Source organism: Rheinheimera sp., from assembly GCF_037442525.1.
Classification (GTDB): domain Bacteria; phylum Pseudomonadota; class Gammaproteobacteria; order Enterobacterales; family Alteromonadaceae; genus Pararheinheimera.
In genome coordinates, this window is the sequence record NZ_JBBIQD010000008.1 from 61,989 (window position 1) to 86,909 (window position 24,921).

The 24,921-nt window shown below is 53.1% G+C and carries 25 protein-coding genes and 3 tRNA genes; 22 read left to right on the forward strand and 6 right to left on the reverse strand.

Going from position 1 to position 24,921, the window contains the following annotated elements; all coding sequences use genetic code 11:
• Positions 1 to 55: 55 nt before the first annotated feature.
• The 11 genes from eno to rpoS all read left to right on the forward strand — a co-directional run bounded on the left by eno (position 56) and on the right by rpoS (position 8,560).
• The gene (eno, locus tag WKJ03_RS12670) at positions 56 to 1,351 is read left to right on the forward strand and encodes a phosphopyruvate hydratase (RefSeq protein ID WP_337842583.1); all 1,296 of its coding nucleotides are present in this window, start codon (positions 56 to 58) and stop codon (positions 1,349 to 1,351) included.
• Positions 1,352 to 1,395: 44 nt separating this feature from the next.
• On the forward strand, positions 1,396 to 2,040 hold the full coding sequence (locus WKJ03_RS12675) for a hypothetical protein (RefSeq protein WP_337842584.1): 645 nt from the start codon (positions 1,396 to 1,398) through the stop codon (positions 2,038 to 2,040).
• 73 nt (positions 2,041 to 2,113) lie between these two features.
• Positions 2,114 to 2,398, forward strand: a complete 285-nt coding sequence (gene ftsB / locus WKJ03_RS12680; protein ID WP_337842585.1) for a cell division protein FtsB — start codon at positions 2,114 to 2,116, stop codon at positions 2,396 to 2,398.
• Positions 2,395 to 3,075 carry a 2-C-methyl-D-erythritol 4-phosphate cytidylyltransferase gene (gene ispD, locus WKJ03_RS12685; protein WP_337842586.1) on the forward strand — a complete coding sequence of 227 codons (681 nt, stop codon included), beginning with the start codon at positions 2,395 to 2,397 and terminating at the stop codon, positions 3,073 to 3,075. Before ftsB ends, ispD begins: the two co-directional genes overlap by 4 nt.
• On the forward strand, positions 3,075 to 3,557 hold the full coding sequence (ispF, locus tag WKJ03_RS12690) for a 2-C-methyl-D-erythritol 2,4-cyclodiphosphate synthase (RefSeq protein ID WP_337842587.1): 483 nt from the start codon (positions 3,075 to 3,077) through the stop codon (positions 3,555 to 3,557). The genes ispD and ispF overlap by 1 nt, the downstream gene beginning before the upstream one ends.
• Positions 3,557 to 4,597 carry a tRNA pseudouridine(13) synthase TruD gene (truD, locus tag WKJ03_RS12695; RefSeq protein ID WP_337842588.1) on the forward strand — a complete coding sequence of 347 codons (1,041 nt, stop codon included), beginning with the start codon at positions 3,557 to 3,559 and terminating at the stop codon, positions 4,595 to 4,597. The genes ispF and truD overlap by 1 nt, the downstream gene beginning before the upstream one ends.
• A 16-nt stretch (positions 4,598 to 4,613) precedes the next feature.
• Positions 4,614 to 5,366, forward strand: coding sequence for a 5'/3'-nucleotidase SurE (gene surE, locus WKJ03_RS12700; protein WP_337842589.1), 753 nt, complete (start codon positions 4,614 to 4,616; stop codon positions 5,364 to 5,366).
• 3 nt (positions 5,367 to 5,369) lie between these two features.
• Positions 5,370 to 6,008: a protein-L-isoaspartate(D-aspartate) O-methyltransferase gene (locus WKJ03_RS12705; protein WP_337842590.1), complete on the forward strand. Its 639-nt coding sequence runs from the start codon at positions 5,370 to 5,372 to the stop codon at positions 6,006 to 6,008.
• A gap of 41 nt (positions 6,009 to 6,049) precedes the next feature.
• A complete protein-coding gene (locus WKJ03_RS12710; RefSeq protein ID WP_337842591.1) occupies positions 6,050 to 6,628 on the forward strand; it encodes a YqaA family protein in 579 nt (192 codons plus the stop codon).
• A 4-nt stretch (positions 6,629 to 6,632) separates the two neighbouring features.
• Entirely contained in the window at positions 6,633 to 7,481 is an 849-nt protein-coding gene (locus WKJ03_RS12715) for a peptidoglycan DD-metalloendopeptidase family protein (RefSeq protein ID WP_337842592.1), read from the forward strand.
• Between the two features lie 65 nt (positions 7,482 to 7,546).
• The gene (gene rpoS, locus WKJ03_RS12720; RefSeq protein WP_337842593.1) at positions 7,547 to 8,560 is read left to right on the forward strand and encodes an RNA polymerase sigma factor RpoS; all 1,014 of its coding nucleotides are present in this window, start codon (positions 7,547 to 7,549) and stop codon (positions 8,558 to 8,560) included.
• A gap of 60 nt (positions 8,561 to 8,620) precedes the next feature.
• Here the strand turns inward: rpoS and WKJ03_RS12725 are convergent, their stop codons facing one another.
• The 3 genes from WKJ03_RS12725 to lolB all read right to left on the reverse strand — a co-directional run bounded on the left by WKJ03_RS12725 (position 8,621) and on the right by lolB (position 11,073).
• On the reverse strand, positions 8,621 to 9,556 hold the full coding sequence (locus WKJ03_RS12725; RefSeq protein ID WP_337842673.1) for a ribose-phosphate pyrophosphokinase: 936 nt from the start codon (positions 9,554 to 9,556) through the stop codon (positions 8,621 to 8,623).
• A gap of 78 nt (positions 9,557 to 9,634) precedes the next feature.
• Positions 9,635 to 10,480, reverse strand: a complete 846-nt coding sequence (gene ispE / locus WKJ03_RS12730; RefSeq protein ID WP_337842594.1) for a 4-(cytidine 5'-diphospho)-2-C-methyl-D-erythritol kinase — start codon at positions 10,478 to 10,480, stop codon at positions 9,635 to 9,637.
• Positions 10,468 to 11,073 carry a lipoprotein insertase outer membrane protein LolB gene (gene lolB, locus WKJ03_RS12735; RefSeq protein ID WP_337842595.1) on the reverse strand — a complete coding sequence of 202 codons (606 nt, stop codon included), beginning with the start codon at positions 11,071 to 11,073 and terminating at the stop codon, positions 10,468 to 10,470. Before lolB ends, ispE begins: the two co-directional genes overlap by 13 nt.
• A gap of 110 nt (positions 11,074 to 11,183) precedes the next feature.
• On the opposite strand from lolB, the gene hemA reads away from it, so the two are divergent.
• From hemA to WKJ03_RS12785, 10 genes are all read left to right on the forward strand, one after another.
• Positions 11,184 to 12,425 carry a glutamyl-tRNA reductase gene (hemA, locus tag WKJ03_RS12740; protein WP_337842674.1) on the forward strand — a complete coding sequence of 414 codons (1,242 nt, stop codon included), beginning with the start codon at positions 11,184 to 11,186 and terminating at the stop codon, positions 12,423 to 12,425.
• A 16-nt stretch (positions 12,426 to 12,441) separates the two neighbouring features.
• A complete protein-coding gene (gene prfA / locus WKJ03_RS12745) occupies positions 12,442 to 13,533 on the forward strand; it encodes a peptide chain release factor 1 (RefSeq protein WP_337842596.1) in 1,092 nt (363 codons plus the stop codon).
• Positions 13,533 to 14,390, forward strand: a complete 858-nt coding sequence (prmC, locus tag WKJ03_RS12750; RefSeq protein ID WP_337842597.1) for a peptide chain release factor N(5)-glutamine methyltransferase — start codon at positions 13,533 to 13,535, stop codon at positions 14,388 to 14,390. Before prfA ends, prmC begins: the two co-directional genes overlap by 1 nt.
• 100 nt (positions 14,391 to 14,490) lie before the next feature.
• Positions 14,491 to 16,044, forward strand: coding sequence for a DUF3369 domain-containing protein (locus tag WKJ03_RS12755; protein ID WP_337842598.1), 1,554 nt, complete (start codon positions 14,491 to 14,493; stop codon positions 16,042 to 16,044).
• A gap of 122 nt (positions 16,045 to 16,166) precedes the next feature.
• Positions 16,167 to 16,541, forward strand: coding sequence for a SirB2 family protein (locus WKJ03_RS12760; protein WP_337842599.1), 375 nt, complete (start codon positions 16,167 to 16,169; stop codon positions 16,539 to 16,541).
• Between the two features lie 13 nt (positions 16,542 to 16,554).
• Entirely contained in the window at positions 16,555 to 17,346 is a 792-nt protein-coding gene (locus tag WKJ03_RS12765; protein ID WP_337842600.1) for a tetratricopeptide repeat protein, read from the forward strand.
• Between the two features lie 29 nt (positions 17,347 to 17,375).
• Positions 17,376 to 18,227, forward strand: coding sequence for a 3-deoxy-8-phosphooctulonate synthase (gene kdsA / locus WKJ03_RS12770; protein WP_337842601.1), 852 nt, complete (start codon positions 17,376 to 17,378; stop codon positions 18,225 to 18,227).
• A 122-nt stretch (positions 18,228 to 18,349) separates the two neighbouring features.
• Positions 18,350 to 18,425, forward strand: a tRNA-Phe gene (locus WKJ03_RS12775).
• Positions 18,426 to 18,472: 47 nt separating this feature from the next.
• Positions 18,473 to 18,548, forward strand: a tRNA-Thr gene (locus WKJ03_RS12780).
• A gap of 12 nt (positions 18,549 to 18,560) precedes the next feature.
• Positions 18,561 to 18,636: transfer RNA gene (locus WKJ03_RS12785), tRNA-Phe, on the forward strand.
• 124 nt (positions 18,637 to 18,760) lie between these two features.
• Here the strand turns inward: WKJ03_RS12785 and WKJ03_RS12790 are convergent.
• From WKJ03_RS12790 to yfcC, 3 genes are all read right to left on the reverse strand, one after another.
• On the reverse strand, positions 18,761 to 21,340 hold the full coding sequence (locus WKJ03_RS12790) for a TonB-dependent receptor (protein WP_337842602.1): 2,580 nt from the start codon (positions 21,338 to 21,340) through the stop codon (positions 18,761 to 18,763).
• Between the two features lie 398 nt (positions 21,341 to 21,738).
• On the reverse strand, positions 21,739 to 22,938 hold the full coding sequence (iadA, locus tag WKJ03_RS12795; protein ID WP_337842603.1) for a beta-aspartyl-peptidase: 1,200 nt from the start codon (positions 22,936 to 22,938) through the stop codon (positions 21,739 to 21,741).
• Between the two features lie 25 nt (positions 22,939 to 22,963).
• Positions 22,964 to 24,457 carry a putative basic amino acid antiporter YfcC gene (gene yfcC, locus WKJ03_RS12800; protein ID WP_337842604.1) on the reverse strand — a complete coding sequence of 498 codons (1,494 nt, stop codon included), beginning with the start codon at positions 24,455 to 24,457 and terminating at the stop codon, positions 22,964 to 22,966.
• A 251-nt stretch (positions 24,458 to 24,708) separates the two neighbouring features.
• Here yfcC and WKJ03_RS12805 point away from each other — a divergent pair, with 251 nt between their 5' ends.
• Entirely contained in the window at positions 24,709 to 24,918 is a 210-nt protein-coding gene (locus WKJ03_RS12805; RefSeq protein WP_337842605.1) for a hypothetical protein, read from the forward strand.
• Positions 24,919 to 24,921: the final 3 nt, after the last annotated feature.

The window sequence follows — 24,921 nt, forward strand, 5'->3', positions numbered from 1 at the left end:
TAACAAAAGCCGGGCCTCAATCCGGCTTTTTGCGCAGCAAGTAAGGGGATTATTTATGTCTGAGATCGTCAACATCATTGCCCGTGAAATTATGGACTCCCGTGGCAATCCAACAGTCGAAGCTGACGTTATTTTAGCAAGCGGTGCTATGGGCCGTGGTTGTGCACCATCAGGTGCTTCGACCGGTACCCGCGAAGCGCTGGAGCTGCGTGACGGTGATAAAAGCCGTTATTTAGGTAAAGGTGTGCGCACCGCTGTGGCCAATATTGATGGCCCTATCAAAGCAGCGCTGCTGGGCAAATCTGCTTACGACCAGGCGGCTGTTGACCAGATCATGATTGATCTGGATGGCACTGAATCCAAATCCAAACTGGGAGCCAACGCCATTCTTGCCGTGTCACTGGCGGTAGCCCGCGCCGCAGCTGCGGATAAGAAAATCCCTCTGTACCAGCACATTGCTGATCTGAACGGCACACCAGGTGTCTATTCCATGCCAGTGCCCATGATGAACATCATCAATGGCGGTGAGCATGCCGACAATAACGTCGACATTCAGGAATTTATGGTGCAGCCAGTCGGTGCTAAAACTTTCGCTGAAGCACTGCGGATGGGCGCTGAAATTTTCCACCAGTTGAAGAAAGAACTGCACAGCCAGGGGTTAAACACCGCTGTCGGTGATGAAGGTGGCTTTGCACCGGATCTGAAGTCCAACGAAGAAGCTTTAACTGTGATTTCCAAGGCCGTGGCTGCCGCTGGTTATGAGCTGAACAAAGACGTGACGCTGGCGCTGGACTGTGCCGCTTCAGAGTTTTACGTCGACGGTAAATACAAACTGTCTGGGGAAGGCAAAGAATTCACTTCGTATGAGTTCAACGATTTCCTGGCAGGTTTAGCGACCCGTTTCCCAATAGTTTCGATTGAAGACGGTCTGGATGAATCGGACTGGGACGGCTGGAAAGATTTAACCAACAAAATTGGTGCCAAAGTGCAGTTGGTCGGTGACGATTTATTCGTGACCAACACTAAAATTCTGACCCGAGGCATTGAGCAGGGCATAGGTAACTCCATCCTGATCAAGTTCAACCAGATTGGTTCGCTGACCGAAACGCTGGCTGCCATTAAAATGGCCAAAGATGCAGGTTTTACGGCGGTGATTTCGCACCGTTCAGGCGAAACTGAAGATGCCTTTATCGCGGATTTGGCGGTAGGTACTGCGGCTGGTCAAATCAAAACCGGTTCTTTATGCCGTTCTGACCGTGTGTCTAAGTACAACCAGTTACTGCGTATTGAGCAGGAACTGGGCGCCAAAGCGCCGTATCGTGGCCGCGTAGAAATTAAAGGCCAGGCCTGATAAAGATGGGGTCAGAGTAGTACTCTGACCCCATGCTTGCGGCTATGAAAAAACGTGATGCTGATCAACATCAGCTCTGGCAGGACGAAGCACAAAGTCAGGCCTACACCGAACTGTGCAACGCGCTGTACGAGCGTGAAATAGCCCGTTTGTCCAAATTACCGCCCGAACTGTTGCCGACCCTGGCCAAACGTCTGGCCAGCTTGCCTTTTTATATCCGCCGCGCTGCGGAACGTATTGTGCAGCATCCATCCCCTTTGCAGTTTGATGGCCAGAATGCCAGCTGGCTGGCCCGGCAGTCGCCGGCTTGCCCGGCCAAAGAACAAGGTATTGAGCAAATTGAGCAGTTCTATCGCAAATATGCCAAAAAAGCCCTGATAGTGCCGGTCTACCAGCAACATCAGGGGCTGGAAAGCGTCTGGCTGGATTCAGTCGATGAAATTGACCTGGACGGCAGCCGTTTGCATTGCAACGAGCATGGCTGGTTTGGTTTTAATGGCACGCCTTTGTCTGCTGACAACGCTGATAAGTTTTTACTCAAACCCAGCAAAAGTCTGATGACAGCGGCCTGCAGCGGCCATCAGTGGTTGAATGCAGAACGAAAACCGCCCCGATTACTCAGTTTAAGGGAGTTGTTGCTGGCCAGTCGGCTGAACTGGCAGAACTTTGCCAAACCTTTTCAGCCCTGAAAGCTGTTGTGGGGCTTTCCTGCGCACTGTTCAGCCTTCATAATACAACCAGAGATCCGGAGCGAACTATCTGATGCGATTATTGGTTTTATTATTGCTGCTGCTGTTAGGGGCACTTCAACACCGTCTGTGGCTGGGACAGCACAGTGTGATGGAGTATTGGGCGCATCAGAACCAACTGACCAAAATTGAGCAACAAAATGCCCAGTTGGCCAGACGTAATCACTTACTGCGGGCCGATGTCACCGATTTGCAAATAGGTCTGGACGCCATTGAAGAGCGGGCTCGCAATGAACTGGGCCTGATTAAACAAAACGAAGTATTCTTCCGCATTGTGACGCCGATGGAAATCAAATGATCCCCAAGATAGCGACTGTGATCCCAGCCGCTGGTGTCGGGAAACGTATGCAGGCCGACCGGCCAAAACAATATCTGGAATTAGCTGGGGCCACTGTGCTGGAGCAGACGGTGCGGCGTCTGCAGCAGGTGCCTGAGCTCCGGCAGTTTTATATCGCTGTATCCACAGATGATCCTTATTACCCTGGATTAACCTCCTTGCAGCAACCAGGCCTGACGCGGGTCGATGGTGGGGCTGAACGCGCCAACTCTGTGCTCAATGCCTTGGTGCAGATCGATGCCGCGCAGTATCCCTGGGTGCTGGTGCATGATGCCGCCCGTCCTGTGGTCCGGGTGACGGATGTCCAACTGCTGATAGCGCGTTGCCTGAGCGAAAATGCCGGCGGCATTCTGGCCACACCTGTGCGAGACACCATGAAACGTGGCGGTACTTTGGTTGAACAGACAGTGGAGCGGGCAGGGTTGTGGCATGCCTATACGCCACAGCTGTTTCCAACGGCATTGTTACGCGGTGCCTTGCAGAGCGCTTTGGCCGCTGGTGCTGCGGTTACCGATGAAGCCAGTGCGATGGAATGGGCCGGGCAGCCCGTGTTGCTGATACCGGGGCATGCCGACAATATCAAGATCACCCAGGCTGAAGATTTAGCTTTGGCCCGTTTTTATCTGGAGCAACACTGATGTTACCTTTTCGTATTGGCCACGGTTTTGATGTGCATGCCTTTGGTGGTGAAGGTCCGGTGACCCTGGGCGGCGTTAAAATCCCCTATGAACAGGGACTGCTGGCGCATTCCGACGGGGATGTGGTGCTGCATGCCGTGTCTGACGCTTTATTGGGTGCTGTGGCATTGGGGGATATAGGCCATCATTTTCCGGACACTGATGCCGCCTTTAAAGGCATCGACAGCCGTATTCTGCTGCGGAAAGTCTTTGCCGATGTGCAGGCGCTGGGTTATCAGCTTGGCAATCTGGATGTCACTATTCTGGCGCAGGCGCCAAAAATGGCACCTCATATCGACGCAATGCGCCAGTGCCTGGCCGCAGATTTACAGACAGAGCTGGCTCAGGTGAATGTTAAAGCCACCACCACTGAAAAGCTGGGCTTTGTTGGTCGCAAAGAAGGCATAGCTGTTGAAGCTGTGGTGCTGTTGGTACACAACTGATGCAACTGCCCGAATTCCCTTATTTGTACGGAAAACCCAAAGGCCAGGCGTTATTGCGCGTGCAACCCGATGACTTTGTGGTGGAAGAAACCCTGAGTTTCACACCGACAGGGGCAGGGGAGCACTTGTTGCTGTTTATTGAAAAAATTGGCCAGAACACCCAGTTTGTCGCGAAGCAACTGGCAGACATCGTCGGCTGCAAAGCGCGTCAGGTCAGCTATGCCGGTTTGAAAGACCGCCATGCGGTCACCCGTCAGTGGTTCTGTGTACCTTTTCCGATTAAACAGGAGCCTGACTGGCTGAACTGGCAGATTGAAGGGTGCCGTATCCTGCAGGTCAGCCGCCACCAGCGCCGTTTGCGGTTAGGCGCTATTGCCCATAACAGCTTTTATCTGCGTTTGCGTGAAGTATCAAAACCCGAAGAGCTGGAGCAGCGTTTAGCGCTAGTGCAGCAAGGCGTGCCCAATTATTATGGCGAACAGCGCTTTGGCCGCGACGGCGGCAATCTGGCTCTGGCTGAGCGGCTGTTTAATGGCGGCAGTATTACGGACCGGCAAATTCGTGGCCTGGCTTTGTCGGCGGCCCGATCATTTTTATTTAATACTCAACTGGCGCGACGGCTGGAACTGGGGCTGTTTAACACCCTGTTGCAGGGTGAAGTGGTGCAACTCGATGGCTCTGGTTCTGTGTTTAAAGTGGACCAACCGGATGAGGTATTGCTGCAGCGTCTGGCTCTGTTTGATCTTCACCCGACAGCGGCGCTGGCGGGTTGTGGTGAGCCTTTGGTGCAGGGCGAAGCACTGGAGTTTGAACTGCAAAGCCTGCACAATTGGCAGCATTGGGTGGATGCACTGATTGCGCTGAATATGCGCGCAGAGCGCCGTGCTGTCCGTCTGGTGCCACGGCAACTGCAGTGGCGGCGCGAGGGGCAGGATATTTGTCTGAGTTTTCAGTTGTATGCTGGCTGTTTTGCCACTGCAGTGCTCAGAGAGCTGGTGAATTATCAGGATGTGCAGCGCCATCAGGCGCCGCTGGATTAACCAATTTGGAGGCCTCATGCGGATTCTGTTAAGTAATGATGATGGCGTCTATGCCAAAGGCATTCAGGTGCTGCAGCAGGCGCTGGCACAAATTGCAGAGGTGACCACAGTCGGGCCGGACCGAAATTGCAGTGGTGCCAGCAATTCACTGACCTTGCTCAACCCGTTGCGCACCCAATTGCTGGAGAATGGTTTTGTATCTGTGAATGGCACTCCGACAGACTGTGTACATCTGGCGATTAATCAGTTGCTGGACAAAGCACCGGATCTGGTGGTGTCAGGCATTAATCATGGTGCCAATCTGGGCGACGATGTGTTGTATTCAGGCACAGTGGCTGCTGCCACTGAAGGCCGTCATTTGGGGTTGCCAGCTATTGCCGTGTCGTTGGCCGGGCGGGATGAACAGTATTTTGCGACGGCGGCTGCCGTGACGGTACAGGTGATTAAAAAGCTGAAGTCGCAGCCGTTGCCCGCTGATCAAATTCTGAATATCAATGTGCCGGCTATTGCGCTGGAACAATTGAAAGGCATTCAGGTGACACGACTGGGGCGGCGGCATAAAGCCGAGACTATGCAACAATCGACCGACCCTTGGGGACGGCCTATTTATTGGTATGGTTCTTTGGGGCCTGAGCTGGATGCTGGCCCAGGTACAGATTTTTATGCAGTGGCGCAGGGCTATGCGTCGGTGACGCCTTTGCATGTGGATATGACGGCCTATCGCAGTATGGAGCAGTTAGGCCAGTGGTTAGAAGGGATCAAGTGGTAAGTTATGGCTGTTGTCACACATCGCAGTGCCGCTGTCTTGGCACAAAAACTACAGCAGGACGGCATCCAGGATAGCAGGGTGCTGGCGGCGATCAGCCAGACCCCACGGCATTTGTTTGTCGAGGCCGTGCTGGCACACAAAGCTTATGAAAATACCGCCTTGCCAATAGGCCAGGGCCAGACCATTTCCCAACCTTATATTGTCGCCCGCATGACCGAGTTGTTGCTGCAGTCGGCACAGTGCCGGAAGGTGCTGGAAATTGGCACAGGGTCGGGGTATCAGACCGCCATACTGGCACGGCTTTTTGACCAGGTGTGCAGTGTGGAACGCATCAAAGCGCTGCAGTTTCAGGCCAAACGTCGTTTGCAGCAATTGGATCTGCACAATGTATCGATGAAACATGGGGATGGCTGGTTAGGCTGGCACAGCAAAGCGCCTTTTGACTGCATTATTGTTACAGCGGCCCCTCATGAAGTGCCGCAGGCCTTGTTGCAGCAGCTGTCGGAAGGTGGCCGCTTGGTGATCCCGGTCGGAGCTCAGGAGCAGGTACTGCGGGTATTTACCCGCTGCGGCGAGACCTTTGAACAGAAAGATGTGGAAGCGGTGCGTTTTGTGCCGCTGGTACCGGGCGAGCTGGCTTAACTGGACCTACTGACAAGTACACTAAATGAAAGGAATTTTAAGTGCGTATATTCCAGTGGATGTATGACAAAGCGTTGCTGTGGGCCAAACACCGGCATGCCGAACGGTATCTGGCGGGTCTAAGTTTTACTGAATCGGTGATTTTCCCTATTCCGCCTGATGTGATGCTGGCGCCTATGGCCTTGGCGCGTCCCGCCATGGCCTGGCGTTTCGCCTGGATCACCACCCTGTTTTCGCTGTTTGGTGGTATTTGTGGCTATTTTCTTGGTTTATGGCTGTTCGATCCTGTGGTGTTGCCAGCTGTTGAATATCTGGGTAAACAGGAGACCTTTGCCAAAGTACAGCAATGGTTTACCGACTATGGCGTCTGGGTGGTGTTTATTGCCGGTTTTTCACCTATTCCTTATAAGTTGTTTACGGTCGGTGCCGGTCTGATGGGTATGGCCTTTGTTCCTTTTGTCATTGCTTCGTTTGTTGGCCGTGCCAGCCGGTTTTTTCTGGTGGCAGGCCTGATGTACTGGGGCGGCGAAAAAATGCAGCAAAAACTGCGGGATATAGTCGACGCTTTAGGTTGGGGCACTGTTGCACTGGGCGCCGTGTTGTACCTGGTGTATAGCTGACGTGATGCGTTTATCGCTGCTGCTGGTTGTGTTGTGCGGTCTGGTTGCGTGCAGTTCACGAGAGGCTCCTGCACCCGTGACCAGCCTGAATGATATTCGCAACTACTATAAAAAGTACCCTCAGGGGGAAGCCAATGCCCGCTACACAGTGCAGGCTGGCGATACCCTGTACTCCATCGCTTTTCGTTCCGGTTTAGATTACAGAGAGCTGGCTGCACAAAACAATATTCCGGTGCCTTACCGTATTTACCCCGGACAAGTTTTACATCTTGTTAACGCAAAAACTGCAGCGATACGCGGTGAAACGCAGAAAATAACAGCTGGAACGCAAAAGCCAGGCTTGAATGGTTCAAATTTATCAAATATTTCACCTGTGAAACCGCTTTCAGCCAATAAAGCTGTTGCACCTCAGAATCAAACGGGTTATGTTCGACCTCAGACGGTGAAGGAAAACGCAACAGCTGCATCCAGTCCAATCGCCAGCTCCAAGATCGTCTGGAACTGGCCGGTGAGGGGGCCGATACTGGCGACTTTTTCCAATGCAGAGCATGGGAATAAAGGGTTAGATATTGGCGGCGCTGCAGGCACACCAGTCCGGGCCGCAGCTGCGGGCGAGGTGGTTTATGCCGGTAACGCCTTACGTGGTTATGGCAATCTGGTGATTATCCGACATAACGACGATTACCTGAGTGCTTATGCGCACAATCGCAGGCTTTTGGTAAAGGAGCGTGACACCGTCGTCAGCGGACAAAAAATTGCTGAAATGGGAAATACAGATGCAACCTCTACCCGGCTGCACTTTGAAATCCGTTTCCGTGGCAAGTCCGTCGATCCCAGGAAGTACCTAAAATAAGATCACCCGAAAAGGGCGACTAGGTAAGGAAACCTGCTTGCACAGGTGATACCCAAAGCTTGTTGATGTGGGAGAAGGATATGGGTCATAAAGACGATGAAGACGTAATTGATTTCAAAGACAACGAATTAGGCGATGATGTCACTCTGTCGGATGACGATAATGCCGAGCCTGATTTAGCCACTTTAACCCCCGAAGAAGACAACACACCTGATGATGTGTTTGTTGCCAATGATAACCAACGCGTGATGGACGCGACCCAGATCTACCTGGGCGAAATAGGTTTTTCTCCGTTACTCTCGGCCGAAGAAGAAGTTTATTTTTCCCGCTTGGCGCTACGTGGCGACAAAGCGGCCCGCAAACGTATGATTGAAAGTAATTTGCGTTTGGTGGTGAAAATTGCCCGTCGTTACATCAACAGAGGTCTGGCGTTGCTGGATCTGATTGAAGAAGGCAATTTAGGTTTAATCCGCGCCGTGGAAAAGTTTGACCCAGAACGGGGGTTCCGTTTCTCTACCTATGCAACCTGGTGGATCCGTCAGACCATAGAGCGGGCCATTATGAACCAGACCCGTACCATCCGTTTGCCTATTCACGTAGTGAAAGAGCTGAATGTGTACCTGCGGGCTGCCCGCGAGTTGTCACAACGGCTGGACCATGAACCCACCCCGGAAGAAATTGCCGCTGCGTTGGACAGACCTGTAGATGAAGTGCGTAAAATGCTGAAATTGAATGAAAAAATCACTTCAGTTGATACGCCTGTGGCGGGTTCTTCGGAGAAGCAGTTGCTGGACGTGTTGGCTGATGAAAAAGAGCTGGGGCCGGAAACTGAACTGACGGATGCCGATATCCGCCAGCATCTGGTGGTGTGGCTGGATGAACTGAATGCCAAACAACGTGAAGTGCTGGCGCGGCGTTTTGGCCTGCTCGGTTTTGAACCTTCCACGCTGGAAGATGTTGGCAAAGAAATTGGGTTAACCCGGGAGAGGGTGCGACAAATTCAGGTGGAAGCGCTGCGGCGGTTGCGTGAAATTGTCAGCCATCAGGGGCTGGATATCGAAACCTTGTTTCAGGAATAAACTCTGTAAGTTTTAAATATAAAAAAACCCGGCCTGCCGGGTTTTTTTATGCAACTGAGTTTAGTCGAACATCGAAGAAATTGACTCTTCATTGCTGATGCGGCGGATACATTCAGCCAGCATATCGCTTAAGGTCAGCTGTTTCACTTTGCTGATGGCACGCATTTCAGCACTCAGCGGAATGGTGTCAGTGATCATCAGCTCGTCGATTACCGAGTTACGGATATTGTCCGGCGCATTGCCCGAGAACACGGCGTGAGTGGCGTAAGCAAAGACCCGTTTAGCGCCTTGTTCTTTTAAAGCTTCTGCTGCTTTACATAAGGTACCGCCTGTATCGATCATGTCATCCACAATAATACAGTCGCGGTCTTTTACATCACCGATGATATGCATCACCTGAGACACGTTGGCCTTGGGACGACGTTTATCAATAATGGCCAGGTCGGCGTCGTTCAGCAGTTTGGCAATAGCACGGGCCCGTACCACACCACCGATGTCCGGCGAGACTACAACTGGGGCGTTAAATTCGCGTTTACGCATATCGTCCAGCAGCACTGGGCTACCGAATACGTTGTCCACCGGCACATCGAAGAAGCCCTGAATTTGTTCGGCATGCAGGTCAACAGTTAATACCCGGTCCACACCCACGCTGGACAGGAAATCGGCAACCACTTTGGCCGTGATGGGGACCCTTGCAGAACGGACACGACGGTCCTGACGGGCGTAACCAAAATAAGGCATCACTGCCGTGATCCGGCCGGCAGAAGCACGACGCAAAGCGTCGACCATCACAATCAGCTCCATCAGATTATCGTTGGTCGGTGCGCAGGTGGACTGGATAATAAAAACGTCAGAGCCCCTGACGTTTTCATTGATTTGTACGCAGACTTCACCGTCGCTAAAACGGCCGACTTCGGCATCGCCCAACTTGATATATAAACGGCTGGCTATCTTCTTGGCGAGTTCTGGTACGGCGTTACCAGCGAAAATCTTCATGTCGGGCACGGTAGGATCCTCAGGGCAGTTGTGGTCCGGTTGAATTAAAACAGCTTGTTCCATCAAACAAACTGCAGGCTATACAGCATCCTTCAACTCAGTCCACAACGGGGACTGAGCAACCCCTTTTGCGACAAAAGCGCGCCACTGAGACGGTAATTTGTGCAGGGTTTGACGAGCACTGAATTCATCCGGGAATTCAGCAAATACGCTGGCGCCAGTACCCGTCATTCGAGACGGCGCGTATTCTATCAACCAGTCCAACACCAATGCAACCTCGGGGTAGAGCTGTTTGACCAGTGCTTCACAGTCGTTTTTCCAGTCTGAGTTTAGCAGTTGCGCCAGCGTCAGGGCGGTTGTGTTGCGGGGTAAATCCGGATGTTGAAATACGACAGCCGTACTGACATGCACGTCAGGTGTCACAACCAGGTAATATTTTTCCGCTAGGCTGACCGGTTTGAGCTGTTCGCCGACACCTTCGGCAAAAGCGGTCTGGCCATGGACAAACACAGGCACATCAGCACCCAGCTGCAACCCCAAAGCTGCCAGTTCTGCTTTCGTCAGGCCCAGCTGCCAGAGTTGGTTCAGTGCGACCAGCGCGGTGGCCGCATCAGAAGAACCACCACCCAAACCGCCCCCCATAGGCACTTGTTTATCCAGATAAATGTCCACCCCTGCTGCAGGTGATGCTTTATTTTTCAGCAGCGCTGCGGCACGCAGAACCAGATTGTCCGGCGTTTCCAGCTCGCTGAGATTGCAGCGCAGCGTCACCTGGCCGTCATGGCGTGGGGTGAAGTGCAGCTCATCGCCCTGATCCAGCAGCTGAAACAAGGTTTGTAAGTTGTGGTAGCCATCGGCCCGACGGCCGGTAATGTGCAAAAACAGGTTCAGTTTGGCCGGAGCCGGCAGAATTAAAGTTGCCATTGACGCACCACCAGCCGGATTCGGGTTCCGTCGGTTTTGGATTCCAGCAGCACCCGTTTGGGCAGGGCTAAGGCATCAGGGAAAAACTCGGGGTAACTGACCGTCCAGCTTCTGCCCTGATTGTCGTTCAGTTCAAAGGCGGTTAAGCGGCCGAGCTGGTCCCATTGATGATTGCTGCCTGAACTGCTGGCGAGCCCTTTGAGCCAGAGTGGCATTTCTTCAATCGGCAGGCTCCAGCCGGATAAATAATCCAGCAGCGCGCTGGCGGATTGCGCCTGATGGGTTTCGCCGTCGGCTTTGATGGTGGCGCCACGGCTGTCGGTTTCCAGCTCAAAAATGCTGATACCGACAAAGTTGGTCATGCTGGCTTTGTAGAAGGGGCCCTGTTGTTGCCAGTTCAGGCTGCCGCTGATGCTGTCAGACGGTGCTTTCACCCCCAAAGCGCCCGTCAGTTGAAACTCCTGCAACTGCTCCAGTTGCAGCTGCCGCTGCTGGGCAGATAACGGCACATAAGGGCTTGTTTTCGGGCTGGATGCACAGGCGGATAACAGCAGGGCCAGCGCGAAAGCAGCGGCCATTTTTGCACTCGACAACACTTTAATTCCTTCTCTATGCTTTTTTTAAACCGGGCTTTTTCGTACAATTCGCCCTCATTATAAGGACTGAGTGGCTGAACCCACTCTGTACAGACAGGTGAATCGCTATTTTTGCTTTAGGTATCAACCACAAAACTGCCCCGGTCGCATTACGCGAGCAGGTGGCATTTGCACCTGAGCAAATTCTGGATGCCTTGCGTGAGCTGACATCACTGACTCAGGTCAGTGATGCGGTGATTTTATCCACCTGCAACAGAACTGAGCTGTATTTTAACGGCAGCCCGGAACAATCGAAACAGGTAATTCGCTGGTTAAGTGAATTCCATCAGCTCGACAGCAGCGAGTTGAACCAACACCTGTATCTGTATCAGGGCGAACAGGCCAGCAGCCATTTGATGCGCGTCGCTTGTGGCCTGGATTCTTTAGTGCTGGGTGAGCCGCAAATTTTGGGTCAGGTGAAGCAGGCGTACAGCCAGTCACGGCAGGCCGGTACCATTAACCCACAGTTTGAACGGCTGTTCCAGAAAACCTTTTCGGTGGCCAAACAAGTCCGTACTGAAACCGATATAGGCGCCAGCGCCGTGTCGGTCGCTTTTGCGGCTGTCAGTCTGGCGCGGCAGATCTTTGGCCAGCTTGGTAAGGTCAAAGTGCTGCTGATTGGCGCAGGTGAAACCATAGAACTGGTGGCGAAACACTTGCTGGAGCAAGGCGCTGAAAAAATGACGGTGGCGAACCGCTCGTACGACAGGGCAGCCGCTTTGGCGGCGCAGTTTGGCGGTGACGTGGTCAGTTTAAGCCAGGTGCCAAACGCTTTGGCCAATGCCGATGTGGTGATCAGCTCCACCGCCAGCACTTTGCCTATTGTTGGCAAGGGCATGGTGGAACAGGCGCTGAAAAAACGCCGGCACAAACCGATGTTTTTTGTCGATTTGGCGGTGCCACGTGACATTGAAGAGCAGGTTGCTGAACTGGAAGATGCATACCTCTATACAGTGGATGACCTGCAAAGCATAGTGGCGCAGAACCTGCAAAACCGGCAGGAAGCAGCGGCTCAGGCGGAGCAGATGATCCAGGCCGGTGTGCTGGAGTTCAGCCAGTGGCTGGCCTTGCATGGTCAGCTTGACTGGGTGAAAAACTACCGGGACAAAGGCGAAGCGGTGCGGGACGAGTTGACCGCCAAAGCGCTGAAACAATTGGCTGCAGGCCAGGACCCGGAAAAAGTGGTGACTGAACTGGCGGGGAAACTGACTAACCGGCTGATGCATGCGCCAACCAAAGCCTTGCGGCAATTGCTGCAGGATGAACAACCTCAACAACAAACCCTGATCCACAGTTTGCTGGATCTGTAACAGGTATCAAAACCGAATGAAAGACTCTGTGTATCGTAAACTCGAAGGCCTGGTAGAGCGTTATGAAGAAGTGCAGGCCTTGCTCAGCGACGCCAGTGTTATCAGTGACCAGAATCGCTTTCGCGAACTGTCAAAAGAATACAGCCAGCTGGAGGACATCAGTAAGGCGTTTAATGCCTATCGTCAGGCGCAGGATGACTTAGTCAGCGCCGAAGAGATGATGAAAGACTCAGACCCGGATATGCGCGAGATGGCGCAGGATGAGTTTAAGGCGGCCAAGGAACGGATTGAACAGCTCGATGCTGAACTGCAGATTTTATTGATCCCAAAAGATCCCAATGACGGCAACAGCTGCTTCCTTGAGATCCGGGCCGGTGCCGGTGGTGACGAAGCCGCTATTTTTGCCGGTGACATATTTCGCATGTACAGCCGCTTTTGCGAACGTCAGCGCTGGAAAGTGGAAGTGGTCAGCTGCAACGATGGTGAACACGGTGGCTACAAAGAGATTATCGCCAGCGTGCAGGGCGAGGGCGCCTACGGCACGCTGAAATTTGAATCGGGCGGCCACAGGGTGCAGCGGGTACCTGCCACTGAATCGCAAGGGCGGGTGCATACTTCGGCCTGTACTGTGGCTATTATGCCGGAAATTCCGGAAAGCGAAGCCATTGAAATCAATCCGGCTGACTTAAAGGTGGACACCTACCGCGCCTCAGGCGCCGGTGGTCAGCACGTCAACAGAACGGACTCCGCGATCCGGATCACCCACTTACCCACAGGCATAGTGGTGGAGTGTCAGGACGAACGTTCACAGCATAAAAACCGCGCCCGGGCTATGGCGGTACTGCAATCCCGTATTCAGGCGGCCGAAGATGAAAAACGTCGTGTTGCCGAAGAAACCACCCGCCGTAACTTGGTCGGCAGTGGTGACCGCTCCGAGCGGATCCGCACCTATAACTTCCCGCAGGGGCGTTTAACCGACCACCGGATTAACCTGACCATTTACCGGCTGAACGAAGTGATGGAAGGCGAACTGGAGCAGGTGATTGACCCGCTGAAACACGAGTATCAGGCTGACCAATTGGCAGCATTGTCGGAAGAAAATAACTGATGCAAACAGTGCGGCAGTGGCTGCTGCAGGCCAGCAGCGCGTTGCACCCCCTGGTATCGACCGGCCCAGTGCCGGTCGATGCACGTCAGGAGGCCAGGCGGCTGCTGCAGGAGCTATCCGGCTGGTCGGCCACACAGCTGGTGCTGCGCGAAAACGAGCCGCTGGATCCGGCACTGGACAGCCGGTTGACTGCTGCGCTGCAGCGGCGGCTGCAGGGGGAACCTCTGGCTTATATCCTGGGGTATTGGTACTTCTGGGATTTTCAGTTGAAGGTCGCCCCTTGCACCCTGATCCCAAGGCCTGATACCGAAACCCTGGTGCGCCAAGCCCTGGAGTTAACCTTGCCCGCACAAGCCCGTGTGCTGGATTTAGGCACAGGCACAGGGGCCATTGTACTGGCTTTGGCCAAAGAGCGGCCCGACTGGCAACTGACCGGGCTGGATCTGCAGCCAGAGGCCGTGACCCTGGCACAACACAACGCCGCACAGTTGCAACTGACGAATTGTCAGTTTGTGCAAAGTAACTGGTTTTCTGCAGTGCAAGGCCAGCAGTTTGAACTTATTGTCAGCAACCCGCCTTATATTGATGAAACTGATCCGCATCTGAGCCAGGGCGATGTCGCCTATGAGCCCCGCACTGCATTGGTGGCCGCCGGTGCTGGTCTGGCCGATATTCAGCAAATTATTCAAGGCGCGACCAAACACCTGAGCCTACAGGGCTGGCTGTGGCTGGAACATGGTTATCAGCAGGCTGACGCAGTACAGCAGTTGTTGCAACAGGCAGGCTTCCGGCAGGTCCAGTCGGTTCGGGATTACGGCGGCCAGTGGCGGATCAGCGGTGGGCTGTGGGTTGCTTGATAAAATTTATCCATTTCAACGACTTTGCTTTGACCCTTGCCCGATAACCGCATATAAATAAACAACGCGGGACCTGGATGCGGTGGGGAAGGAGTGATAGATGGCCAATGATTTTCTGTTTGCTGATGAGCCGGAAGTGGTTGTCAGTCCGAATCGGGGCAGTTGGAAAGTTCTGATTGTTGATGATGAACCTGAAGTGCATGCAGTCACCAAACTGGCATTGAGTGATTTTTCTTTTCAGGGGAAAAATCTGGAGTTCGTCAGCGCTTATTCTGGCCGGGAAGCGAAAACCCTGATTGCCCAGCACCCGGATGCCGCTATTATTCTGCTCGACGTGGTGATGGAAAGTGATGACGCCGGTCTGTTGCTGGCCCGTTATATCCGTGAAGAACTGCATAACCACTATGTACGTATTATTCTGCGCACCGGCCAGCCAGGTCAGGCGCCGGAGCGGCAGGTGATCGTCAACTACGATATCAACGATTACAAATCCAAAACTGAACTGACGGCACAAAAGCTGTTTACTGTGGTGATGAGCAGTTTGAGGTCCTACCGCGATATTTTGTCGATTGACCATAGCCGTCAGGGGCTGGAGAAAATTATCTCGGCCTCTGCAAACCTGTTTTCTTCCCATTCGATGGAACAATTTATTGATGGAGTATTGCAGCAGTTGACGTCTATTCTGGGCTGCAATGACAATGCGCTGTTAGCCAATTCCTCACTGGTGGCTGGTACCTTAAATGATGACGCTGACCCGGACAGGTTGATTGTGTTTGCCGGTTTGGGGGAGTTTGAGCGCAAAGAAGGCAAAGCCATTCAGGAGGTGCTGGATGCCACCTTACTGGAAGCTTTTAAGCAGGCGTTAGCCAGTCGCAGTATTGTGTACCGGGATAACTACCTGGTGGCGTATTGCACCAGTAAATTTACCTCCGGCTCGTTGCTTTATGTGTCGGGTTTGCCTAATCAGATTACCGATACGCAAAAGCGTCTGATTGAACTCTTTTCGCAAAATGTGCAGATTGCCTATGAAAACGTGCAGCTGCAAAACGAAATTGAAGACACCCAACGTGAAATAGTCTATCGCCTCAGCGAAGCTGTGGAGCAACGCTCTATTGAAACCGGCAACCATGTAAAACGGGTGGCCTTTATCTGTTATGACCTGGCCAAAGCTTATGGTCTGGAAGAAGAAGAAGCCGAAAAGCTGATGTTTGCTTCGCCTTTGCATGATGTCGGCAAAGTGGGGATTCCGGATGGCATACTGAATAAGCCGATGCGCTTGCAGGATCAGGAGTGGGAAGTGATGAAAACCCACTCCAGTATTGGTTATGAGATCCTGAAAAACTCCAAACGCACTATTATTCAGGCTGGCGCAGTGATTGCCCGCGACCACCATGAAAAATGGGATGGCACTGGTTATCCGGAAGGCAAAAAAGGGGAAGAAATTCACTTATACGCCCGTATTGCTGCCTTGGCCGATGTGTATGATGCGCTGCGCCACCGCCGCTGTTATAAATCGGCCTGGACGCTGGAACAGGTGTTGGCTTTTGTCGACAGCGAAGCTGGCAAACATTTTGACCCCAAACTGGTGCAAATTTTTAAAAGCCGGGTCGACAAACTGGAAGCAATACTGCAAAAATACCCAGACGAAGAGTAAGGTATCCGAAGCCCTCCGCTGGCAGTTTTGTGTACAACCACCTTCGGGTGGTTTTTTTCCACCTGGGTCTGTGTTTAGCCGTCGCTGCCCGGTTCGGTCGTTCAATTCAAGGAGTTTTCCTGATGTATATGGCATTAAAACATTCACATATGCTGTTTGTAGCCCTGAGTGTGGCTTTTCTGGTGGTGCGTTTCTTATTAAGTCTGAAAGCTCCGGCCGTATTGCAGAACAAGTTTTTTAAAATTGCACCGCACCTCATTGATACCTTATTGCTGTTGACGGCTGTAGGCCTGATGTGGACTATCCAGCAGTACCCGTTTCAAACCCCCTGGCTGACCGACAAACTGATTGGTGTGCTGGCGTATATAGCGCTGGCTTTTATGGCGTTAAAAGGCCGCACTTTGGTACTGCGCTGGTTAGCCTTTTTAGGTGCCTTGAGCTGGTTAGTGATGGTGGCCAAGGTTGCTGTGACTAAAACACCCGTACTTTTTGGTTAATTTGCCGCTGCCGATGTCTTTACCTCATTCCGCGGACATTCGTCCGCTTAGTCAGCTTGAATTATGGCTGCGGATCGAAGCCCAATGGTCTGACACTCTAGTGATCGAACAGGCGCATCTGCAATGGCAGCAACTGCGTGCACAGCTGCCGGTTCAGGGTAGCCTGATGAGCCGTTTTGACGCGGTATTGCAGCTGTTTTACCGGCAGGCGCTGTTTACACCACCGCAGCGTGAACTCAGGTTGAGCCGTCTGGCCGAACCTGCATTAATTCACCACGCCTTGCTCAAACGGGAAGCTGAACCTTTGGTATTAAGCCTGATCCTGGCGGACATGCTGTTGCTGTCCGGTCTGGAGGTGCAGCCATTTTGGTATCAGCAGCAGTTGTTATTGCAGGTCCGCTTGTCTGATGCCGAGAAGATATGGCTGGATCCTGTGTCCGGCCAATGGCAATGCCTGTTGAAACCAGAAAATGGCCTGGCCAGCAGCCTTTCTGCCGAGCTGGACCAGTTACCCTGCAGTTTCAGTCAACTGGAACTGCAGCTGTGGCAGCAGCAGAAACAGCTATTTTTATTGGCCGGTGAAAAAGAGAAAGTGCTGGCGATAGTGCAACACCTGCTCAGTCAGAAACCTGACGACCCGTATTTACGCCGGGAAAGGGCCTTGATCCTCGAGCTGTTGGATCACTGGTCTTTAGCCATTGCCGATTATCAGTATTTTGTGGAACAACGACCGGATGACCCGCTGAATGAACAAATCCAGCAACAAATCCGCCAGTTGTCCTGTTATTCTCAGTCTTTACATTAAAAGGCCGTATGACGGCTGAAGGAAACAAGGTGAGTCAAATTCAATCTGTTGCTGTTGGTGCTATTGAAGTGGCCAACGATAAACCCTTTGTGCTGTTTGGCGGCATGAATGTGCTGGAGTCGCGTGACCTGGCGATGCAGGTGGCTGAGCATTATGTCAAAGTCACTGAAAAACTCGGGATTCCTTATGTATTTAAAGCGTCCTTTGACAAGGCCAACCGCTCTTCCGTGCATTCGTACCGGGGCCCTGGCCTGGAAGAAGGGCTAAAGATATTTGAAGAAATTAAGCGGACCTTTCATGTGCCCTTGATTACCGATGTGCATGAACCCTACCAGGCGGCCATAGTGGCGGAAGTGGTGGATGTGTTGCAATTGCCCGCTTTTCTGGCACGCCAGACCGACCTGGTGATTGCAATGGCCGCCACAGGTGCTGTGATTAACGTAAAAAAACCACAGTTTCTGGCCCCGCATGAAATGCGTCATATCCTGACCAAGTTTAAAGAAGCGGGTAATGAAAAAGTGATCCTCTGCGAGCGGGGGTCCAGCTTTGGCTATAACAACCTGGTGGTGGACATGCTGGGCATGGACGATATGAAGCAGTTTGCGCCAGTGATTTTTGATGCCACCCATGCGCTGCAACGCCCGGGCGGGCGCAGTGATTCAGCTGATGGCCGTCGTGCTCAGGCGGCACAATTGGCCCGCTCTGGTATGGCGCTGGGCCTGGCTGGCTTATTTATTGAAGCCCACCCGGATCCAAACCAGGCCAAATGCGATGGCCCTTGTGCCTTGCCTCTGGATAAACTGGAAGCCTATCTGGCGCAGATGCAGCAATTGGATCAGCTGGTAAAATCATTTCCAGCGCTGGACACATCGGCCAATTAATACTGATTTGGCGGGCAAAACTATGATTTTTTGCCCGCTTTGCTCAGGATTTAAGCGAACTCATCTGCTGTAACAAAAATAAGTTGACTTGATTCGGCGAAATCCGTTTAATACCCCCCGTTGCCCAGATAGCTCAGTCGGTAGAGCAGCGGATTGAAAATCCGCGTGTCCCTGGTTCGATTCCGGGTCTGGGCACCATGAATTTTTGTGATTGGTGCTTATCCTGTCACGGCCTTGTTCAAGGCGCCGCTTTAGCTCAGTTGGTAGAGCAACTGACTTGTAATCAGTAGGTCATCCGTTCGACTCGGATAAGCGGCACCAGTAACCTTTTTTGCCCAGATAGCTCAGTCGGTAGAGCAGCGGATTGAAAATCCGCGTGTCCCTGGTTCGATTCCGGGTCTGGGCACCATCCTTCGGATGAAAAGTGAAAAAGCCAGCTTAATGCTGGCTTTTTGCTTTTTATGCTGTGAAAGCTGAAATTCAGCTTGCCTGGAAAAAAGAGGCCCGAAGGCCTCAAACTCCCAGGTAAGAAATCAGAATTTCACGCTGTAACGCAAGGTCCAGGTAGCACCGTACCAGTCGTGTACGGACGAGGCGTAGCCATTGGTTGGTGACGAAGCGTAGGGGGGTTCTTTGTCAGTCAGGTTGCGCACGCTGAACAACAGACTTTGATTGGCGTTGATGTCATAACCCAGGCTGGCATTAAAAATCAGCCACGAAGCCACAGTGTCGTTATCAAACTTAAAGTCACCGTCGCCTAAAGAGCTGATGTAATGCGCGCCCAGGCTGGCAGACCAGTCCTGTCGTGACCATTCAGCTCCAAAGTCGGCGACAAAATCAGGGCGGGCAATTTCATTGGCGCCGCTCAGTTTACCCAACAGATCTTCTTTCGGGGTTTCAGCATTCAGCTGCCGCTCGTACGACAAGGTCTTGGTGCCGGACGCGTAGAGTTTAATGTCGCCATAAGACTGGGTGGCAATGCGGTAATCCAGTTTAAAGTCGATACCGTCTGTTTCCTGTGCACCTACGTTAAAGAAGCCGGTGCGCAAAAACGTTAAGTCACCGCCTGCATCCAGCACACAACCAAAAGCAGTACCCAGCTGGGCTATGCTGTCCACCACAGGGGCTGAGCCGTTGACACAGGCTTTTAAGGTGGTGTTGGCGTCCACATCCACAATGTCTTCATGGGTGTAGCGCCAGTAGTCGAGGGTCAGGTTCAGATCATCAGTCAGGTTCCAGGACAGACCCAGATTCACCGCCTCAGATTGTTCGGCATCCAGCCCCTGGTTACCGATGGTTTCCTGGTCCAGTTCCAGTTCACCCAAACTGGCCCCCGCAGTGCCACAAAGTGCATCGAAGGCTTCACCTGCACCGCAGTTAATATAGGCGGTGCCTAATGAAGTGCCTGCACCCAGTTGCGATAGGGACGGCGCCCGAAAGCCAGTGCTCCAGGAGGCGCGCAGGATCAGATCGTCGGTCGCACGAAAACGGGCTGACAGTTTTGGATTGACGTCGCCGCCAAAATCGCTGTAGTGGTCATAACGCAGTGCACCAATCAGGTCGAGTTGCTCTGTCACGGGCAGATTAAATTCGGCATAAGTGGCGTATTGCGTACGGTCGGCGGCGGCGTCGCTGGCGCCCAGGTTAAAGACACCGTCATTCACGGCAATCTCTGACGGGCGGTCGAAGATGTCTTCACCACGGTATTCGGCACCAAAGACGGTACTGACCGTATCAAACAGCGTTCCATTTAAGGTGAAATCCAGTGAATAGACTTCGGATTCACCCAGCCTTGGCGCAGCTTCACGCAAGGCAGCAATTTGCTCTGCACTGTTGCCTGCACCCAGATCAAAGGGGTTAAACTGGCCATTGGCGAGGGCTGCAGCGACTTTATCCCGGCCCATATAACCTGAGACATGGGTAATTTCATTTTCGGTTTTACCGTAGATGGCCGCGGACTCCCAGGCCCAGTCGCCCAGTTCTCCCCGCAGGCCAGCCAAGAGGCGGTAACTGCTGGTGTCATAGTCCTGAATACGCATTTCAGGGAAGCGGGAGCGCACACGGATTTGGTTCTGCTGCCCGTCCTGCGCATCAATGGCCTGCGCCCATTGCGGCACCAGGGCCGAACCTGCAGACACCCGCACATCAAAAGCGCCCGGTGCGTCATAGGCGGAACCGGTATTGTGCTGGTACATGGCTTCTGAGAAAAACTCCCTGTTGTTGCCCAGCTGCGTCACATGGTTCAGTGTCAGGCCCAACGACTCACTGTCTGGCTGAATAGCGCGTTGGGAGACATAGTCGTACTGACAGCGGCTGCCACCATTGCTGGTCGCATCGCCACACCAGGGTTCGGCGTAGTCGCGGCCATCAATAGTCACGCGGGTACTGGAGAGCAGGGTCACATTGATGGGGCGGTCGTGGTTAAACAAGGCATTGCGGTCGGCGTAATCGACCACCAGAGTGGTATTGCTGTTGGCGGTGGCAAAGCCACCTGTGTAGGTCAGGTTGGTTTTGGAAAAGTCGCTGCTGGCAAAATCATCGCCGTATGACACTGATACTTCATGGCCTTGCATGTCTTTTTTCAGAATAAAGTTGATCACCCCGGCAATGGCGTCAGAACCGTACACGGAGGACGCTCCGTCGGTCAGGACTTCCACCCGCTCCAGTGCTGACAACGGAATGGAGTTGACGTTGACAAAGGAGTCAAAGCCATTTGAAAACGAATCCACTGCCACGCGGCGGCCATTGACCAGCACCAGAGTGGAGCTTGAACCCAAACCACGCAGGCTGACGCCAGCCGCACCGGCAGGTGAGCCATCCGCACCGCCCACGGCACCGTTATCGGTAAAGGTACCGGCGCTGGATGCCTGTGGCAGGTCGCGCAAAAACTGGCCTATGGATTCATAACCCCGTTTTTGCAAATCATCTTTGCTAAAAATTTGCAGCGGATTGGCACCTTCCATATCCACGCCCTTCAGACGGGAGCCAGTGACCTCAATTTTTTCCACTTCAGGTTCTGCAGGTGCGGCCTGCTGAGCCTGTAGCAGTGCAGGGCATAAAGCCAGCAAGCTGGCGGCGGAGAGTTTATTCAGCTTCATGTTGCTTGTTAACATCGGACGTTCCTCTGGATTGACTGTTGCCTGCTGGCAATCTGTTGTTTAAATCGGGCAAAGCAGCCACTAGTCAGAGAACGGATCTGTCCTGGGTGAAATCGGCACGGCAAAGCGCCTTCAAGGCCAAAGCCACCACGACACGCAGTTTACTGGTTAAGTCTGATCAGAAATGAAGACGTAAACAGTCTGTCTCTGCTACTGGCAGAGACAGACTAATTATTGAACCACTCGGAAAGGTAATAGGTAGAGCAATAGTAGCTACGCGGGTTTGCAGCACAACGTTGCATATTGCTCTCCTGTCAGTTGAAAAATTGGACTCTTATTTACGTTGGCTGAAGCTTCAACAGAAGTCAAGCCGGTTTTTTTCAGCTATAGCACAAAGTATGTCAGCTGTTGCGTCAACAGGTCCCGGTCTTCACCCTTTCGAAGGTGCCTTTTACCAGGGGCAGGCCTTGCTGCACCAATAACTGCCCTTTGGCGAGCACTGAATCAATGTGTAAATCATCGGCGCGTAACAAGACCAGATCGGCATCCAGACCAGTGGCAATGCGGCCTTTTTGTTTCAGACCCAGCACCTGAGCCGGAGCGGCGCTGATGCTGCACAAGGCCTGGCTTAGTTCCACCCCATGGTCGGTGACTGCCTGTCGTGCGGCCTGGAACAGGCTACGCACCTGACCGACTTCAAGCCCAAGCAGCTCGCCATCGCTGCTGTACACCGGCAGGCTGGCATTGCCGTCGGAACTCATGGTCAGCTGCATTGGTGCGATGCCAGACGCCAGGGCTTCGGCCAAAGCGGCGGCGGCGGCCACTTCGCCATGCTGCAAATCGTAAGCCGTGGTGCTGGTGGTGAAGTCGATTACCCCCCCTTGACGGGCAAACTCCAGGCCCGCGTCAAACACGGCTCTGTTGCGGTTCATATGGGTGGGGTAAAACTGCTGAATTCGCAGCTCAGTACCAGCCAGAGCCTGATAAATCGGCTGCAGTATGCGCTCGCCGGCCCCCATATGCACACTGACTATCCCGCTTTTGCCTGCGAGCATGCCGCCGACCCGGGCGGCGGCCGCTACTTTGCGAATTTCCTCAGTGGTGGGCTGGGACGAGCGATGGTCGCTGATGGCAATTTCGCCAACCCCGATAAATTTATCGATCAGGATCAGATCATCGGTCACAGAGCCGGTCAGGGTGCGGCACGGCACCTGATACGAGCCGGTATGGCACCAGGTGCTGATGCCTTCACTGTCCAGAGCATGGGCTTTGGCCAGCAGATTGCTCAGAGTTCGGGTGGTGGCATCTGTGCCCAGCACACCTATGGCCGTGGTGACGCCGCCGAGAGTGGCGTCTGTCAGTTGCATTTCCGGGGTGCGTGTTGCAAAACCGCCTTCGCCACCGCCGCCGATAAAATGCACCAGGGAGTCGACAAAACCCGGCGCCAGGATCTGGTCGCTGCCGTCAATGACAGTGACAGGCAGGTTGCTGCCAGCCAGTAAAAAATCCTGTCCCAAAGCACAGAGTTTACCGCCAGCAATCACCAAGTCCTGCCGGCCCAGCGCGTTGGGGGCGTAGATTTGGGCGTTTTTAATTAAAATGATGGAATTCAATGGACTATCCTCAGGCCAGAGTGATTTATTGGAAATCGATGAACACGGCAACCAGCATGGTCAGGCTGGCGAGTGCAAAGAGCCACAGCTGCAGGCGCCAGACAAATTTCAGCCAGAGGGCCCAGTCCAGCCGCACAGCCCCCAAACAGCCAATCAATGCGGCGGAGGTGGGGATAATGCAGTTGGTCAGGCCATCCCCCAACTGAAAGGCCAGCACCGCGATTTGCCTGGACAAACCAATCAGGTCTGACAGGGGGGCAATCAGCGGCATGGTCAGCGCCGCCTGGCCTGAACCGGACGACACAAAAAAGTTAATTACGGATTGGATCAACAACATCAGCCAGGCTGACAGGTACTCCGGCAGGCCAGTCAGCACAGCGGCCGAGTGGTACAGCAGCGTATTGAGGACAGAAGGATTCTCCGGGCTGTCGCCGCCGAGGAGCAGGACCATACCTTTGGCCATACCGACGATCATGGCCGCTGGTAACAGCTCGGCCGCACCTTGTTTGAAGCCATCTGCGGCTTCATTGACCGTCATGCGTTTGCCCAGTACCGCCACCAGTGCAATCAGAATACCTATGGTAAAAAACTGGCTGGCAAGCTCTGGAATGTAATACTGGCGGCTGGTGACGCCCCAGATAATCCAGGCCAAACCTGCGAAAAATGTCAGCAGGATCAGGCTGTCCAGCCGGTTGAACTGGCTGCTGACACTGAGCTGGTGTTGCGTTCTGGCCTGCTCATCCGAGGCAAAACTCAGGGAGCTTTGTGGTTGTGCTTTGATTCTGGCGGCATACCTCATGGTAAACATGGTGCCAAACAAGGTGAAGCAGAACCAAATCAGCAGGCGGAATTCTTTGCCGGAAAACAGCGGAATGCCAGCAATGCCCTGAGCGATGGCGATATTAAAAGGGTTCATCCAGGAGGTGGCAAAACCAATTTGAGTCGCAACGTAGGTGACCAGCACAGTGGTGATGGCGTCGTAGCCTAAGGCCAGCATCAGAGGCCAAAGCAGAATACAAAAGGCGATGGCTTCTTCGCCCATGCCAAATACAGCACCGCCCAGCGAAAACAACAAAAACAGGCAAGGGATAAAGACAAATTCCATTCGGCGGGTTTTGTCGATCAGCGCGACAATGCCATGGCTGACGGCGCCGGTTTTCATCAGAATGCCAAAGGCGCCACCGGTCAGCAGAATAAAAACCATCACCCCTATGGCAGAGCCCCATTTGTTACCGGACACCATGCCTTCAAAGGCGTAATTGAAAAAACCAATGCCACCGCCCTCGGCAAACAGCGGCACGCCGCCACTGTCTTGAGGGGCCAGACGAAAACTGCTTGGGTCAATTTTGGCTTTGGGTTTAACGGCGCTGTCGCTGCTGGCAGCAGGCTCCAGCAGTTCGAATGAACCTGCCGGGATCAGGTAGGTCGCCAGCGCTGCCAGCAGCATAATAAAAAATAAAATAACAAAAGCATCCGGCATCGCGACTGCTTTGGTCTGAACGGAGGTTTTTGTAGTCATCATCCTGTCCTGTGGGCGGACATCAAACGGGACGCAACACGCATACAGCGTCAGCAGCCATCTGATCATCCTGTCTTGGTGTAAATAAAAAAACGTAAGAAAACGGCAAGACGCCGGCATTCACCCAAAGTGAAGCTGGTGTCTACTCGTTAAACCACTCAGAAAGGTAGTAGGACGAGTAGTGATAACTGCTCAAACTAAACGCGTTTTTCAGCATATCGCTACCAAAAAGTCAGGCCCGTGATGGGCAAGTGGCAGAAGAATCCCTGTTTTTTGCTTTGATTGTCAAGTCGGGTTTCAGAAAAAAAAGTGCTGGATTTTTACACGGCATTGGTAGTAGTTGTAAAAAAACAGCAAAAATCCAGCAGGAATTTCTCAATGATTCGCCCATTCAAAACCCGCCTCAGCCGCAGCTGCCTGTTGGGGTGTTTTTCTGTATTGCCGCTGCAGGCTGCAGATAATTT